Origin of the sequence: Zobellella maritima (genome assembly GCF_003075035.1) — a bacterium.
Classification (GTDB): domain Bacteria; phylum Pseudomonadota; class Gammaproteobacteria; order Enterobacterales; family Aeromonadaceae; genus Oceanimonas; species Oceanimonas maritima.
The window spans coordinates 99044-115551 of sequence record NZ_QCZE01000007.1; the positions used below are offsets into that span (position 1 = coordinate 99044).

General features: G+C 59.6%; 11 protein-coding genes. 7 read left to right on the forward strand and 4 right to left on the reverse strand.

The window, feature by feature from the left end; genetic code table 11:
- The first annotated feature begins 6 nt into the window (after window positions 1-6).
- The 4 genes from benC to DCS96_RS17860 all read left to right on the forward strand — a co-directional run bounded on the left by benC (window position 7) and on the right by DCS96_RS17860 (window position 4573).
- The gene (gene benC / locus DCS96_RS17845) at window positions 7-1029 is read left to right on the forward strand and encodes a benzoate 1,2-dioxygenase electron transfer component BenC (RefSeq protein WP_116475766.1); all 1023 of its coding nucleotides are present in this window, start codon (window positions 7-9) and stop codon (window positions 1027-1029) included.
- Window positions 1026-1805: a benzoate diol dehydrogenase BenD gene (benD, locus tag DCS96_RS17850; protein ID WP_116475767.1), complete on the forward strand. Its 780-nt coding sequence runs from the start codon at window positions 1026-1028 to the stop codon at window positions 1803-1805. Before benC ends, benD begins: the two co-directional genes overlap by 4 nt.
- Before the next feature lie 97 nt (window positions 1806-1902).
- Complete coding sequence (locus DCS96_RS17855; protein WP_116475768.1) at window positions 1903-3234, forward strand: MFS transporter; 1332 nt, start codon at window positions 1903-1905, stop codon at window positions 3232-3234.
- 43 nt (window positions 3235-3277) lie between these two features.
- A complete protein-coding gene (locus DCS96_RS17860) occupies window positions 3278-4573 on the forward strand; it encodes a benzoate/H(+) symporter BenE family transporter (RefSeq protein WP_116475769.1) in 1296 nt (431 codons plus the stop codon).
- Between the two features lie 419 nt (window positions 4574-4992).
- Here DCS96_RS17860 and cysM read toward each other — a convergent pair whose 3' ends face one another.
- Window positions 4993-5883, reverse strand: coding sequence for a cysteine synthase CysM (gene cysM / locus DCS96_RS17870; RefSeq protein ID WP_116475770.1), 891 nt, complete (start codon window positions 5881-5883; stop codon window positions 4993-4995).
- An 89-nt stretch (window positions 5884-5972) separates the two neighbouring features.
- Complete coding sequence (locus DCS96_RS17875) at window positions 5973-6590, reverse strand: LysE family translocator (RefSeq protein ID WP_232818316.1); 618 nt, start codon at window positions 6588-6590, stop codon at window positions 5973-5975.
- 143 nt (window positions 6591-6733) lie between these two features.
- On the opposite strand from DCS96_RS17875, the gene DCS96_RS17880 reads away from it, so the two are divergent.
- Window positions 6734-9394 (forward strand): bifunctional acetate--CoA ligase family protein/GNAT family N-acetyltransferase, encoded by a 2661-nt coding sequence (locus DCS96_RS17880; RefSeq protein WP_116475771.1) that lies wholly within the window; start codon window positions 6734-6736, stop codon window positions 9392-9394.
- Between the two features lie 172 nt (window positions 9395-9566).
- Complete coding sequence (locus DCS96_RS17885) at window positions 9567-10472, forward strand: aldo/keto reductase (RefSeq protein WP_116475772.1); 906 nt, start codon at window positions 9567-9569, stop codon at window positions 10470-10472.
- Between the two features lie 381 nt (window positions 10473-10853).
- On the opposite strand, the gene tynA is transcribed toward DCS96_RS17885, so the two are convergent.
- Window positions 10854-13148 carry a primary-amine oxidase gene (gene tynA / locus DCS96_RS17890; RefSeq protein WP_116475773.1) on the reverse strand — a complete coding sequence of 765 codons (2295 nt, stop codon included), beginning with the start codon at window positions 13146-13148 and terminating at the stop codon, window positions 10854-10856.
- A 289-nt stretch (window positions 13149-13437) separates the two neighbouring features.
- Entirely contained in the window at window positions 13438-14895 is a 1458-nt protein-coding gene (locus DCS96_RS17895; protein WP_198650126.1) for an aldehyde dehydrogenase family protein, read from the reverse strand.
- Between the two features lie 323 nt (window positions 14896-15218).
- On the opposite strand from DCS96_RS17895, the gene DCS96_RS17900 reads away from it, so the two are divergent.
- Entirely contained in the window at window positions 15219-16247 is a 1029-nt protein-coding gene (locus DCS96_RS17900) for a helix-turn-helix domain-containing protein (protein ID WP_116475774.1), read from the forward strand.
- Window positions 16248-16508 lie beyond the last annotated feature (261 nt).

Sequence of the window (16508 nt, forward strand, 5' to 3'; positions counted from 1 at the left end):
AGGATCATGAGCTATAACATAGCGCTCAACTTTGAAGACGGCGTCACCCGTTTCATCAGCTGCAACGAAGGGGAAACCGTGCTGGACGCGGCCTACCGCAACCAGATCAACCTGCCGATGGACTGTTCCGACGGCGTGTGCGGCACCTGCAAGGGCAGCTGCCACCAGGGCAATTTCGACCTGGGTGAAGAGTACATCGACGAGGCCCTGACCGACGAGGAAGTGGCCGAAGGCAAGGTGCTGACCTGCCAGATGATCCCTGCCAGCGACTGCGTGGTGGAGATCCCCGCCGCATCCACCCTGTGCAAAACCGGCAATGCCGACATCGGCGGCACCGTGGCCGAGGTAAACCTGATTTCTCCCACCGCCATCGAGCTGAAAGTCACCGCGGACCAGGACATCGGCTTCCTGCCCGGCCAGTACGTCAACATCCAGGTGCCGGGCACCGACGAGACCCGCGCCTATTCCTTCAGCTCGCAACCAGGCAGCCGCGATCTCGGCTTCCTGATCCGCAACGTGCCGGGTGGGCTGATGAGCTCCTGGCTGGTGGGTCAGGCCAAGACCGGCGACAAGCTGACCCTGACCGGTCCCATGGGCGTCTTCTACCTGCGTCCCCTGGTGCGCCCAGTGCTGATGCTGGCCGGTGGTACCGGACTGGCCCCCTTCCTCGCCATGCTGGAACACCTCAAGGCCAAGGGCTGTGACCAACCGACCCACCTGCTCTACGGCGTGACCAGTGACGATGATCTGGTGTGCGTCCAGGCGCTGGAGCAATTTGCCGCCGAGCTCGAGAATTTCAGCTTCAAGACAGTGGTCGCCAGCGCGGACAGTGTCCATCCGCTCAAGGGGTACGTCACCAATCATATGGAAGACGCACCCATCAACCACGGCGAAGTGGACGTCTACCTGTGCGGTCCTCCCCCCATGGTGGATGCAGTATTGGGCTATTTCCGTGAACAGGGCATACAGCCAAACTCGTTCCACTACGAGAAGTTCACCCCCAGCCTGGCTGCGGAGGCGATAGCATGAAATCCCGCTTCGACAATAAGGTAATGGTGGTCACCGGGGCCGCCCAGGGCATAGGGCGACGGGTCGCCGAGCGGGCGGCGGTGGAAGGCGCTCGCCTGGTATTGGTGGATCTCGCCGACCATGTGCATGAACTGGTAGCGGAGCTGAGCCGGCAGGATATTCAGGCCATCGCCGTGCAGGCCGATCTGGAAACCTGGAACGGCGCGGAAACCGCAATGACCCAGGCAATCGAACGGTTCGGCCGCATCGATATCCTGGTCAACAATGTCGGCGGCACCATCTGGGCACAGCCCTACGAGCACTACAGCCCGGAGCAGATCCAGAAGGAAATCCAGCGCTCGCTGTTTCCCACCCTGTGGTGTTGCCGGGCAGTGCTGCCCCATATGGTCGAACAGCAAGGCGGCGCCATCGTCAATGTGTCGTCCGTGGCCACCCGCGGCCTAATGCGGGTGCCCTACGGCGCGGCCAAGGGCGGCGTCAACGCCATGACCGTCAACCTGGCGTTCGAGTATGCCGAGCAGGGCATTCGGGTCAATGCCACTGCGCCCGGTGGCACTGAGGCTCCGCCCCGGCTGACCCCGCGCAACACCGAAGCACAAGGTGATCGCGAGCAACAGTGGTACAAGACGCTGGTCGATCAGACCCGTTCGAGCAGCCTGATGCACCGATACGGCACCCTGGACGAGCAGGCAGGCGCCATCCTGTTCCTCGCCTCAGACGATGCCAGTTATATCACAGGCACCATTCTCCCGGTCGCCGGTGGCGATTTGGGCTGATAAGCAGTAAAGGCTGCCCGAGGATGGGTGGCCTTTTTTTGTCCTTCGGGGCTAATCCCAACTCCTGGGTTAAGGAAAAAACACGGAGTAATACCGAATGAAACAGATAGATGTAAACCAGACCATAGACAACGCCAGCTTTACCCCCTTCCACTGGAAGGTGCTGTTCTGGTGTTCCCTGATCATTATTTTCGACGGCTACGACCTGGTTATCTACGGCGTGGTCTTGCCGCTGTTGATGGACCAGTGGGCCCTCAACCCCTATGTGGCCGGGCTGCTGGGCAGCAGCGCCCTGTTCGGCATGATGTTCGGCGCCATGGGTTTCGGCATGCTGTCCGACAAGCTCGGACGCAAGAAAACCATTCTGATCTGCGTGGTGCTGTTCAGCTTCACCACCGTCATCAACGGCCTGGTCAGTAATCCCTGGCAATTCGGCATATTGCGCTTTATCGCCGGCCTGGGCATCGGTGGCGTCATGCCCAATGTGGTGTCCTTGATGAGCGAATACTCCCCGAAGAAAAGCCGCAGCACCCTGGTAGCCCTGATGTTCAGTGGTTACGCCGTGGGCGGCATGATGTCGGCCGGCCTGGGGATTTGGATAGTGCCCAACTACGGCTGGGAGATCATGTTCTATCTGGCCGTGGTGCCCATGTTGCTGCTGCCGCTGATGATAAAATACCTGCCTGAATCGGTCGCCTTCCTGATGGCGCAGAACCGCCAGGAAGAAGCCCGCGTGCTGCTGCAGCAGGTTGATCCGGCTCAGCAGATCACCGACAAGGATGAGCTGGTGGTGCCGCCCGCCAACGTGCAGAAGGCCCCTGTGCTGGAGCTGCTGCGCGGTGGTCGCACCCTGGGCACCCTGATGTTCTGGACCGCCTTCTTCTGCTGCCTGCTGATGGTCTATGCCCTCGGCTCCTGGCTGCCTAAGCTGATGTCCGCGGCCGGTTACGAGCTGGGCTCCAGCCTGATGTTCCTGATGGTACTCAACATCGGCGCCATCGTCGGTGCCGTGGGCGGCGGCTGGCTGGCCGATCGCTTCTCCCTGCGCTCGGTGCTGGTGAGCTTCTTCATGCTGGCCTCTGCCTCCCTGGTGTCGCTCGGTTATCCGCACCCGATGTGGCTGCTGTACAGCCTGATGGCCGTGGCCGGCGCCACCACCATCGGCTCCCAGATCCTGCTGTATGCCTATGTGGCCCAGTATTATCCGGCCAACATCCGCTCCACCGCCCTCGGCTGGGCATCGGGCATCGGTCGTAACGGCGCCATCCTGGGGCCCATGCTGGGCGGTACCCTGCTGGCCCTGGCACTGCCGCACCAGATGAACTTCCTGGCTCTGGCCGTGCCCGGTGCCATCGCCACCCTGGCCATTGCCTTGGTCGGGCGGCAGGCCGCCAGTCAGCCAGCCACCGAAGCCGTCACCAACGGCTGAGCGCTCGCGTGAATACGCATGGTCCCGGTTTCGCTCCGGGACCATGCTGTTCACTTTTTCACAGGAGCCAAACATGAAGGCTTTTCTACGGGATCTTTCGCTGCCGGCGGTGGCCGCCGGCTTTCTGGCGGTATTGGTCTCTTACGCCGGCCCTCTCGCCATCGTATTCCAGGCCGGCGCCAGCGCCGGAGTTACTCAGGGGATGATGACCTCCTGGGTCTGGGCCATTTCCATTGGCGCTGCGGCGTCGGGCATGGTGTTGTCATTCTGGCTGAAAGCGCCCGTGGTCACCGCCTGGTCGGCCCCGGGCACTGCATTGCTAGTGCCCCTGTTTCCCGACCTATCCCTCAACGAGGCAGTGGGCGCCTATCTCACCGCCGCCGTCATTACCCTGCTGATTGGCCTGTCGGGCAGTTTTGACCGCCTGATGCGCGCCATCCCCCGGGGAGTGGCCGCCGGCATGATGGCCGGCATTTTATTTCAGTTCGGCACCGGTGCCTTTGTGGCCATGGAAATGGCACCGGCCCTGGCCGCCAGCATGGTCATCACCTACCTGGTGTGTCGCCGCTACTGTCCCAGATACACCCTGATCCTGTTGCTGCTGGTGGGCATGGTGCTGGCGATGCTGCTGGAAGGCGCCACCTTCACCGGCCTCGGCTGGTCACTGACCTCGCCGCACTTCATTACCCCCGAGTGGTCGCTGACCACCACCCTGGGTCTGGCCCTGCCGCTGGTGCTGGTTAACCTGTCAGGCCAGTTTCTGCCGGGCATGACCATATTGCACACCACCGGCTTCCGCGTGAGTGCCAGGCCGGTGCTGGCTGTCACCAGCCTGGCGTCCCTGCCCATGGCGCTGTTTGGCGGCATCAGCATAGTGGTAGCGGCCATTACCGCCTCCATCTGCGCCGGCGAAGACGCCCATGAAAATCCCCGCCAACGCTATGTGGCCGGGATGTTCAACGGTGTGTTCTATCTGGTGGGTGGCCTGTTCGCCGGCACCATTGTCGGCCTGTTCACCTCTCTGCCAGCGGCCTTTGTGGCGATACTGGCGGGGCTGGCCCTGCTGGGTGCCATTGGCAGCAACCTGGTCACCGCGCTGGAGACACCGGACGAGCGGGAAGCGGCCCTGCTGAGTTTTGTGGTCACCGCCTCCGGGCTGTCGCTGTTTGGTCTGTCGTCGGCACTGTGGGGCGTGGTGGCCGGTTGTATGGCGCAACTGGTGCTGACCGCCACACCAGGCTGGCGGAGACCTCTACAGCACACTACGGCCAACATTCACGTCGACCGCACCATACTCGAATCATCCGTTTCTTCCGACAAAAGAGGACAGTCATCATGATGACAGCCATCGCCCAAATACTGCGCGTTCCTATGCTGTCTGCTCTGATACTGAGCAGCGCTATATAAGCCAGTGAAGTCCCGGTACCTGCGACGGTGCAACAGCGCATTGGCGCCGTCATGCCCCGGGTCATTGAGTGGCGTTGGAATATTCACCCCCATCCTGAACTCGGCAATCGTGCATACCGTCGCCGGTCTGGCGGCGGATCACCTGAAGACACTGGGCCTGGATGTTCGGACGGGTATTGCCCATACCGGGGCATGGGCATCATGCGCGGCGCCCCTCAGGGCCCGGTGGTGGCCCTAAGGGCTGATATGGACGCCCTGCCGGTAACGGAGGATGTGGGCCACTACCCACTGCAACTGGGACAGGGGATTACCAAACGGTCTTCCCCTGTCCCTGATCACAGATCCCGATCTTTACTCGTTGAACACCCCGGATGACAGGTAACGGTCACCCCGGTCGCAGATGATGGCCACTATGATGGCGTTATCGAGCTGCTCGGCCAGCCTGAGGGCACCGGCCACGGCGCCGCCGGAGCTGACACCGCAGAAGATGCCTTCTTCTTTCGCCAGCCTGAGCATGGTCGCGACCGCCTCTTCTTCGCTGATATCCAGCACCTGATCCACCCGACTCTTATCGAAGATACCCGGCAGATAGGCTTCGGGCCAGCGGCGAATGCCCGGGATATGGCTGCCTTCACAGGGCTGCAGGCCGACGATCTGCACCGCTTCGTTCTGCTGCTTGAGGTACTGGGATACCCCCATGATGGTGCCGGTCGTCCCCATGCTGGACACGAAATGGGTCAGCCGTCCGTCGGTCTGCCGCCAGATCTCCGGCCCCGTGGTCAGCAGGTGGGCCTCTGGATTGTCCGGGTTGTTGAACTGATCCAGGATCACCCCCTGCCCCTCGGCGGCCATCTTGTCGGCCAGATCCCGGGCCCCTTCCATACCGGCTTCCTTGCTCACCAGGATAAGCTCGGCACCATAGGCCAGCATTGAGGCCTTGCGCTCCTCGGTGGCATTGTCGGGCATGATTAACACCATGCGATAGCCCTTGATTGCCGCCGCCATTGCCAGAGCAATACCGGTATTGCCGCTGGTGGCCTCGATCAGGGTATCTCCCGGACGGATTTGTCCCCGGGCCTCGGCCTGGCGGATCATGTTCAGCGCCGGCCTGTCCTTGACCGATCCCGCCGGGTTGTTACCTTCCAGCTTGACCAGCACCTGGCTATTGGTATGGCTGGCCAGGCGCTGCAAGCGCACCAGCGGAGTGTTACCAACGTACTCTTCAATAGTAGGGAAGTTCATATTCATCCTTTATTGTTCCGCTTAGCGCCAGTGTAACCAGGGCAGGCAGATTAAACAGCCCGGGGGATCAGCCATCGTTGGTTCGCTCTCTACGCCTTTGCCAGGGCCAAGCGTACCCCCAGCCCCATCATGATCAGCCCCGACAACTTGCCGGTGATCCGGGAGAAACCGGGGCTGCCCTTGATACGCATCTGCAGTACCCTGGCCATCAGCGCGTAACCGCCGTTACACAGGGTCGCCGTCAGGGTAAACGCCAGTCCCAGCAGCAGCAACTGTTGCGGTACCGGAACGGCATTCACCACAACAAACTGAGGCAGGAAGGCCAGAAAAAACAGCGCCACCTTGGGATTGAGCAGGCCGACCATCAAGCCCCGGCGAAAAATGCGCCAGGTACCGGAATCCTCTGCCGCCGCCGGCATGGTCAACCGGGAGGCACTATGCAGGCTGCTCCAGCCCAGGTAGAGCAGGTAGGCCGCCCCCAGGTATTTTATCAGGGTAAAGGCGGTCGCCGATTGCATCACCAGCGCCGACAGGCCGACCACCGCCAACAGGGTATGACCCAAATAGGACAGGCCCAACCCCAGGGTGGCCCATAACCCACCCCGTCGGGCACCCAAAGCTTGCGATAGAATAAACAATACATCCGGCCCAGGTGTTAGATTCAGGGCCAGACAGGCAGGAATAAACAATAGCCAGGGTTCCATCATTGGGTCTCGGTGAATACCTCAGGATAACCGCGACCAGCCTCACAGTCGCAGTGCCATTAAAACAAACGCAGGATCAATGCCTTATAATATGCTACACCATCCCGGGGCTGCTCACGCAGCACACACTATCTTAAGGAGTCACCATGCCCCTGCAAGGACTTGATGCGCTTTTCCGGCCTGCCAGCATAGCCGTTATTGGTGCATCCCACAGGATTCAGGGCGCAGGCCACCTGGTGATGAAGAATCTGCTCTCCGGCCAGTTCAGTGGTCCCGTGATGCCGGTCAATCCCAAATATGATGCGGTGGCCGGAGTCATGGCCTACCCGGACATTGCCAGCCTGCCCAGGGTGCCCGACCTGGCCATTATCTGCACGCCGGCCGATAAAAATCCGGCCATTATCGAGCAGCTGGGTCAAAAAGGCTGCAAGGCCGCGATTATCCTCGCCGCCGGTACCCAACCCGGGCCCCTTGCGCAGATGAAAAGCCTGGCTCGACATTACCAGATGCGCCTGCTCGGCCCCAACAGCATGGGGGTCATCCTGCCCCACCTCGGATTGAATGTCAGTTTTGCTCCCTTTCCGGCCAAACCGGGGCGGATCGCCTTTGTATCACAATCGGCGGCCGTATGCGCCACCATCCTGGACTGGGCTCGCCATAACGACATCGGCTTTTCCCATTTTATTTCCCTGGGCGATGCCGGTGACATCGACTTTGCCCAGCTGCTAGATTATCTGGCCCGGGACAGGCATACCAACGCCATCCTGCTTTATATGGATGCCATCCAGGATGCCCGCACCTTTATGTCTGCCGCCCGCGCCGCGTCTCGTAACAAGGCAGTACTGGTGGTCAAGAGCGGCAAAACCCGTTTCGGTGCCCAGCTGGGCCACCTGCATACCGGCGGGGATGTCGGCCTCGATGCTGCCTATGATGCCGCCATCCGCCGGGCCGGCATGCTCAGGGTGAGAGATACCCACGATCTGTTCGCTGCGGTGGAAACCCTGAACCATGCCCAGAGCCTACGCGGAGAACGCCTGGTTATTCTGACCAATGGCGGCGGTCCCGCCATCATGGCGATAGACACCCTGCTGGCCCGGGGTGGAAAACTGGCCAGCCTGAGCGACACCACCCTGGCAGCCCTGGATCAGGTACTGCCCAGTGCCTGGTCTCATACCAATCCCATTGATATAGTGGGAGACGCCCCGATAGCCCGCTATGTAGACAGCCTGAAAGTCCTGCTGGAAAGTGATGACTTCGATGCCATCCTGCTGATGCATGCTCCTTCCGCGGCCGTGTCCAGTACTCGGGTCGCCAGGGCCCTGAACGAGGTTATCAGGCAGCACCCCAGGGCCCAGCGTTTCAATATACTGACCAACTGGTCCGGCGAAACCAGCGTGTTTGAAGCCAGGCGCTGTTTCACCGAGGCGGGCATCCCCACCTATCGCACACCGGAAAGCGCCGCTAGCGCCTTTATGCATCTGGTGGAATATCGCCGCAACCAGAAGCTGCTGATGGAAACCCCGGTCTCCATTTCCGATATGCCAAGCGACATCGATACCGTCCGCGAGTTGATCCGACAGGCGCTGGATGAGGGCACGCTCAGCCTGGATACCCATGAAGTTAGCCGGCTGATGGCCGGTTATGGCATACAAACGCTGCCTACCTGGATCGCCTCCGATGCCTCTGAGGCCACCTACATCGCCGAACAGCTTGGCTATCCGGTGGCCATCAAGCTGCGCTCACCCGATATTCCTCACAAGTCTGATGTCTCCGGGGTCATGCTCAATCTGCGATCGGCGGTGGAGGTGGCCCAGGCCGCCGATGCCATCCTGGATCGGGTGCGCCAGACCTATCCCGGGGCCCGTATCTCCGGGTTGCTGGTCCAGCGCATGGCACGACGGGCGGGTGCCCAGGAATTGCACATCGGCGTACGCCTGGATCCGGTATTCGGCCCCATCATCCTGCTGGGCGATGGCGGTGTCGACTGGGAAGGAGAAGAACAGGCCGCCGTGGCCCTGCCCCCGCTCAATATGACCTTGGCCCGCTATCTGGTGATCCATGCCCTGAAAAGCGGCAAGATAAGGGAGCAGAGATCCCAGCGCCCCCTGGATATTCCCGCCATCTGCCGGGTGCTGACCCAGGTATCGCACCTGATCATTCATCATCCGGAAATTGTCAGCCTGGATATACACCCCCTGCTGGTATCCGGCGATGAACTGGTTGCCCTGGACGTCAATATGACACTCAGCCCTTTCGAAGGCGAAGGCCAGGCCCGACTGGCCATCAGACCCTATCCCAAGGAATGGGAGGAAAACGCGCAGCTCAAGGATGGCAGTCCCATCGTGCTGAGGCCAATTCTGCCGGAGGACGAGCCCGCCCATAAGGACTTTGTCGGCCATGTCTCCGACGAAGACAGGTACAAGCGCTTCTTTGCCGATGTGGTCATCGGCCATGAAGAACTCGCCCATATGACCCAGATAGACTACGACCGGGAAATGGCCTTTGTCGCCGTCGCCCTGGACGGTGACATACTGGGAGTAGTCAGGGCCGTCTCCGATCCGGACAACCAGGATGCCGAATTCGCCATCCTGGTCCGCTCCGATCTCAAGGCCATCGGCCTCGGCCGGCTGCTGATGGAGAAAATCATTCGCTACGCAAAAAGCCGAGGACTAAGCATGCTCAGCGCCATGACCATGCCCTCCAACCGGGGCATGCTGGTACTGGCGCGCAAACTGGGGTTCAAGGTTGAGATGCATCTTGAAGACGGCATAGTGGAATTACGACTACCCTTGCATCAACAGGAATGAATACCGGGGTATGTTCCGTGACGGCTTATGAATTCAGCACAGCCTTGTCGACATTTATGCACAGTAATAGGCCCCCGGCCGCTGGTAGCTGACGGCAACCAGCAGGGAGGCTGTTAAATACCCCGGATATCCGGGAATAATAAGTTAATTTCTGCACAAGGGAGTTGTGACTATGTCGGTTTCTCGAATCTTGATCAGTCCCGAAGGCCCTCAGTTTTCCCGTATGGTGATGGGCTACTGCCGGCTGCTCGAATGGCAGATGTCGCCCCAACAACTGCTGGGCTTTGTCGAACAGCATGTGGAACTGGGTCTCACCACCCTCGATCATGCCGATACCTATGGCGACTATGGGGGGGAGGCCGCCTTGGGTCAGGCCCTGAAATTGAAGCCCCGCCTCAGGGAACAACTGCAGATTGTCAGCAAGTGCGGCATGGTGCTGCCCTCCGAGCACACACCTCAATGTCATGTGCCCCACTATAACAGTGAAAAAGCCCATATACTGGCATCTGTCGACAAGTCTCTGAGCAATCTCGGAACGGATCATCTTGATTTACTGTTACTGCACAGGGCAGATCTGCTGATGAATGCAGACGAGGTCGCCAGGGCATTTACCCAGTTGAAGCGCAGCGGCAAGGTCCGCCACCTGGGTGTTTCCAGCTTCACGCCGAGTCAGTTTGAGCTGTTGCAATCCCGGCTCGATTTTCCGTTGGTAACCAACCAGGTCCAGATATCCCCCATCCGCCAGCAGGCCATTACCGACGGCACCCTGGACCAGAGCCAGCAGCATCAGTTCAAGCCCATGGCCTGTTCCTGCCTGGGTGGCGGCAGCCTGCTCAAGGCACCGGTTCATCAGCCATTACGGGATGTCCTGGCCCAGGTAGCATTGGAAGTGGATGCCGCCAGCATAGTTCAGGTGGTGCTTGCCTGGGTTATGATGCTGCCCAGCCACCCCTTGCCGATCCTGGGTACCGGCAGGATAGAAAGGGTAAGACAGGCCGTACAGGCCGAAAACATAGTGCTTAGCCGACAGCAATGGTATCGCATTCGCCGGGCGGCTCTGGGTCGTGATGTGGACTAACACCAAATAGATTAAATAACTGCTCTATTGGGTTGCTCTGCAAAAGCAGGATAAATGGTCCGCTTCGCCGCACCATCCGTGGTGCGGCGGGTCGGCTAAGTAGCTCCCTTTGTCCTCCTTGATGCAGCAGGGCCATCTGTTGGCACTGCCTTTGCCATGTGAAAGTAGGGCGAGACGCGCCCGGAAAAGGCACCGCCTGTTCAGCGCCGAGCGACCCGAGCGCAGCGAGGGGACGGGCCACGCCAGGCACCCTATACGAAAAAGGCCCTTTACATCAGTGAAGGGCCTTTTTCGTATAGGGTGAATATGACGTCTCAGGTTCAGCGCAGCTTCACAAAGGGCGGCATCATGGCCGCCCTTGATATTACTACCAGTCGGTGGTTACTTCTCCTGCTTGGCCATATGCAGGGTGGGGGTCTGATCGAAGAAATTCCACGGCTTTAACAGCACATTAACCCATTCCGTTGGCATGATGGGCCATTCTTCCGCCCGTGCTACATGGGTGGTGCCCGTGGTCAGCCAGACCACGTTGTCCGTGTCGACAATGGACTGGTCGTCCGCACTGAATTGGCCGAGGCCGGTATCGAGGCGTGAGCGATTGGGATACTTGCCTTCCGGATAGCGTTCGTCGGGATGATAACGGGTGACCCACAGTTGCTTGTCCATAAAGCTGACCCTGTTGAACAGCCACTCATCCTCGCTGAAGTTGGCCCCTTTGGCGACGGGGTGGGTGCCCCCGGCATAGGGGATTAACTGATAGGCAACCGGGTAGCCCAGCTTGTTCTCCTTGTGGCTGTTGGCCAGCAAGCGGATGGTCGAGGGATCGAACTTCTGAGCCGCATCCTGCTCGCTGCCTACCAGGCGCTGTTCGGTCTGCATGGTACTTTTACGTGGGCCTCCGGCGGTATTCTCGGCAACCACCGGATTGATCTCCTGTAACGAATTCTGCTCGCCGTCTATGTCCAGATCGAGACGGAAATTATAGATATGTTGATGAGTCGTGCCGACGATATGATGATCGATAAGGGTACCGTATTTGGTATCCGCCGTGGCCGTTGCATCATGCATGGTGCTGGACTTTACGGCCTTGACTGCTTCGATGCCGGTGGCGCCGGCATTGATGCCGATGGTGCCGTTCTGGGCGAATACCCAATCGATAATGTAGTCATAATTGCCGATGGTGCTGATCCAGCGCACCACCAGCTCGCGCCTTTCGCTGCCGACGTTCGCTTGTCCCATCTCCTGGTGCTTGTATTCCGGACCGGCATAGCGTTCGAAGAGCGCCATGGCATTCGGAATGTTCATCGGTGCTCCCGTATAATCGGCAATGGTGGCATCGAGTAACACGGCGTTTTCCGGTACGTCCTGGCCGCGGACCATGGGAGAGGTCAAGGTGCCCATACCGTATTCGCCGGAGTCGAGGTAGGCCTTGAAGTACCAGCCTACATCCGGGTCACCGTAGGGCACTATCATGCCGCCCAAGGCCCCTTCATACATGATTTTTCGTTTCGTGCCCTGATCGTTATAGGTGACGGTCGACAAGATCGGACCGACCCGGGAGTCCAGCCGCAGGTGGAGATCCCAGTTTTGCCAGTGGATCCGGTTGCCACTGATGGTGTAGTTCTTGCCTTCCGGCTCCACGATATTAAGTGGTTTCGGGGGCTGATAAGCCGTCTGATCCCGACCGTCGTAAGGAGTCGCTTTCATCGGGATAGGCACTACGCCTTCATCCTCAACCTTGATCACCGCCTGCTGCTCCAGATCGATCACTGCCACCAGGTTCTCAATGGGATGGGCCCAGTAGTTGCCGTCGCCCGTATCCAGATAGGAAACCACCTTCAGCAGGCGCTTATCCTGTTGCAGATCATCCGCATTGTCGAAATAGCCCACGGTCAGGGGCGTGGTAACCACCCGTGAAGCGTCCTGGATGCCGCGTTTCTGCAGGGCTTGGGCGTACTCGGGGCTAGCCTCTATGGCTGCCTGCACTTTGGCAAAGTCGTCAACCAGTACCATGCCGTGGGCGCCCTCGACTTCGGACCAGTCCAGCAGCTGACGGGTAACGAGATCGACGGTGCCTTCTATGACCTTCTTGCCGTCGAGAATAACGAATTCGGCGCTTCGGTTAGCCGACAGCGCCTGTTCGTTCAGGGCAAAATTCCATACCTGTTGTTTGGGTGGCCTCTTCAGCGTAATTTCGGTAAAGCGCAGTCCGTCCGTGTATTTGCCCGCCGACCTGATGATGTTGACAGTTTGTTCGATTTCTTCGGCACTCAAGGGGTTGAGCGGGTGAGGCAGGGACTCGACCTGAAAGGTCTGGTCCAGTCCTGACTGGAAGACCTCATTGATAAAACGGGGCGACACATAGGCCGTATCCTGCTTCATTAACACGGGGGCTTCCAGTTCGAGCGGCCGGCCATTGATCAGCACCCTGTTGGAGTCGGGCTTTGCCCTGACCAGTGTGCTGTTTTTGGTGATGGTGAAGGTATTGGCAAAATCATCCCATTTCACCGTGGCACCAAAGTCCTCCAGGGTGGCCTGCAGAGGCACGAATTCGTCCGTGCCGCCGTGTGCCTGCGCCAGCATCGGCATCAGCGCGGCAGCCCCTCCCAGGGTCACGGCAAGGCCGGTTCCCAATGCGATTGCCGTGATGGTTGATAATGTCTTCCGTTTTTTCATCTTCCACATCCTTTTGATAACTATCTGAATATCAATAACATTTCAGTTGGCTGTAAGTGGGATTGCCGACGCTGGCAAGCCCTGGTATCCACATTCGGCGGTAACACCGATTTCAGCCACTACCTGCGGTCAGCCGTTCAGCGCCGGTCCTGTACAGAGGCTGAACCTATGGCTCTCTGACGGGTGTGGTGTGCTCCCGTTGAGGAATGCCAGGGGAGTGCAAAGGGGGCTCTATCTCATCTTGTTGCAACCGTCCTGGCATGGATATGTCTTCTGGTGGGAGCTATGCTCAGTCTGCTTCGTCCATCAGGACGGTCACTACTTTTTCTTCCGTATAGGCCAGTACGCCGGCCAAGCCACACTCTCTCCCCAGGCCGCTGGACTTCATCCCTCCCCAGGGCAGGCGCGCATCTATCGGTGCCCAGCAGTTCACTGCAATGGCGCCGGCTTTCACATCTCGCGCCAGGCGATGCGCCCGGGACAGGCTGGATGTCCAGATCGTCGCCGCCAGTCCATAACGGGTATCGTTGGCAATCCTGATGGCTTCGGCCTCGTCCTTGAAACCAATCACGGTCGCGACAGGGCCGAAAATTTCCTCTTGGGCGATGTTCATCCCGTTATCGCCAACGAACACGGTGGGCTTGACGAAACAACCGCGCATTGATTCGTCTATTCCGCCACTCAATAGCTGTGCCCCTTCCTTGATGCCCTGGCTGATATAGTGGTTGACGCGCTCTTGCTGGGTACGGCTCGCGAGTGACCCCATCTGGACATCGTCGGCGGTTGGATCGCCGACCTTAATCGAGCCCGCGATCTCGGCCAGGCGTTGGGCAAAGTCGTTGAGCAGGGAGTGATGTACCAAAATTCGGCTGCCGGCAGCACACACCTGGCCACTATTGAAGAAGATACCGAGTGCACAACCCTGTACGGCCCGTTCGAGGTCGGCATCTTCAAACACGATTTGTGGGCTTTTACCTCCCAGCTCCAGAGCGACATGCTTGAACAGGCTGCCGGCGGAACCTTGAATGATTCGGCCCACCTCCGGGCTGCCGGTAAAGGAGATCTTGTCAACCAAGGGGTGGACACAGAGTTCATGGCCGACGACTTCGCCCAAACCGGTAACCACATTAACCACACCGCCAGGAAAACCCGCTTCCTGACACAGCCGAGCCAGGTGGAGTGCAGAGAGCGGCGCTTCTTCGGACGGCTTGAGCACGACGGTGCAGCCGGCGGCCAGCAGAGGGGCCAATTTCCAGACGGTGATCATAAAGGGGGTGTTCCAGGGGAGAATGGCACCCACTACCCCCACCGGTTCACGGCTGGTATAGGAGAGGGTGGGTGTTCCCATATAACCTGGCGTCGGTATGGTGCGCCCCTCTATCTTGTCGGCCCAGCCGGCGCAGTTGCGCAGGGTACTGACGGCATTCGGCAGGTCCAGCAGGCGTGGTTCCTGGCGGGGGCGACCGATGCAGGCGGCATCCAGATCGGCAATCCGTCCGGTATCCCGCTCCACTAGCTCAGCCAGCTTGTAGAGCAGGCGCCCGCGATCCTCCCCCGAAAGTCGCTGCCAGGCGCCTTGGGTCAGCTGTGCGTATGCTGCCTTGACGGCGGTATCCATATCCACCGCCGTTCCCTGGGCGACCTCGGCCAGGACTTCATCTGTCGCCGGGTTGATCACCCTCATGGTTTTACCATCGGACGCCTCGACCTCGCGGCCCGCGATATAATGTCCCTTTTTTTCTATCACGGTTTGCTCCCTCTTTTTGGGCAGGTGCGGGTATGTTCACCTCGCCTGCACGGTTTAAATAATGGTCATCCCCCATGGACCCTGGATTCGGCTCCAGGATCAGGCGCTGACAGCTGTTGTTCGGCACGGCCCGGATGTGTTGCTTGATGCGGTTTTGTTAGGAGTATGTAGAAGATCCCGGGCCGCTGCATGACCCTGGATGCAAACCTGTTGACGATCCGTTCCCTCTGGATGGAAAAGCGAGCCTCCCCGACGGCGGTATCCAGCACTGTTACAATTGTTTTCGAACTGTTACATTGAGGTGGAACAACTAAGGAAGGTAGATGGTTCCCGTGAACATTGACGAGCTTGTGCATCCGGCGGCCTCCAACAGCGCAGGATTTCCGGTTTCTTCCCCGGACAGGCGGGAAGGGACGACGAACAGTACTATCCACGGCTTTGGTTCTTGGCGGGACTTTGCCGATCACCATTTTCCCGGGCTGGAAATGGTCTCGGACTGTACCCGGGAGTTTTGGGCGAACGTGCGCCTACGCAGCTTTGGCGAGCGCTCCTTGGCATCCATTCAGTCGTCCAGCCTGCGTGTCAGCCACACTGAGCCGGGAATCCGCCCGACTGAGTCGGGTTATATCAAGGTCATGTGGCAGCAAGCCGGCAGCATGAGGGTAGAGCAGGACGGCCGCAGTGCGCGGTTATCCACCGGCGGCGTCACCATCTGTGATACCGCCCGTCCCTATTGCCTGACACTGGAGCAAAATGCCCAGCTCGCCTTTCTTATCCTGCCTTACGAGGCGGTTCCCGGCTGGGGGCGGCTGAGCCCGCGGGTCTGTGGTACTGCACTGGGAGGGGAAAATACGACCGCCCGGGCGGCGTTGGCGGCGACTCTGGCATTGCTCGATCCCCCCTGTCAGGACGACCCCGATGGTGCCAGCCCGGTGCTACAGGCCGTTCAGCTGATGCTTTCGGCATTCCTGCATGGTTCGACGGTCGCCTCTCCGCGCTGCCGGCCGGCGGGAGACAAGCTTAATGCCGCCTATCAGTACATCATGATGCATATTGGCGACCCCGAGCTGGGTCCAGATGAACTGGCCGGCGCGCTTCACGTTTCGCGACGTACCCTCTACAGCCTGTTCAAGGATTACCATCTGACTCCCGGCCACTTTATCCGCAAAGTGCGGCTGGAAGCGGTTCGTGATGCCCTGGAGATGACCTGCAACGCTCATAGAAGCATCCTGGAGATAGCACTAGATCATGGCTTCACCGACAGTGCCAGTTTCAGTCGCAGCTTCAAGTCGGCCTTTGGTATTAGTCCGAGGGACTGGCGGCAACGTGCCATCATGTCCAGTGGGTACTAATCCTGCCTAGCCCCCTACCGATAAGTGTGCACCGGCAAGCTGGAACGGGTAAGGCTGGCCGTAGGGGCCGAATACCTGGTGCTGAGCCGACAGCAATGGTATCGCATCCGCCGGCCGGACCGGTGAAATAGGCTGGCCGCCGAAACGAAAAAAAGCCCGATACAACAGTATCGGGCTTTTCTATTGGGTGCCTGGCAGTGGCCCGTCCCCTCGCAGAGCTCGGGTCGCTCAGCACTGAAAAGGCGGTGCCTTTTCCGGGCG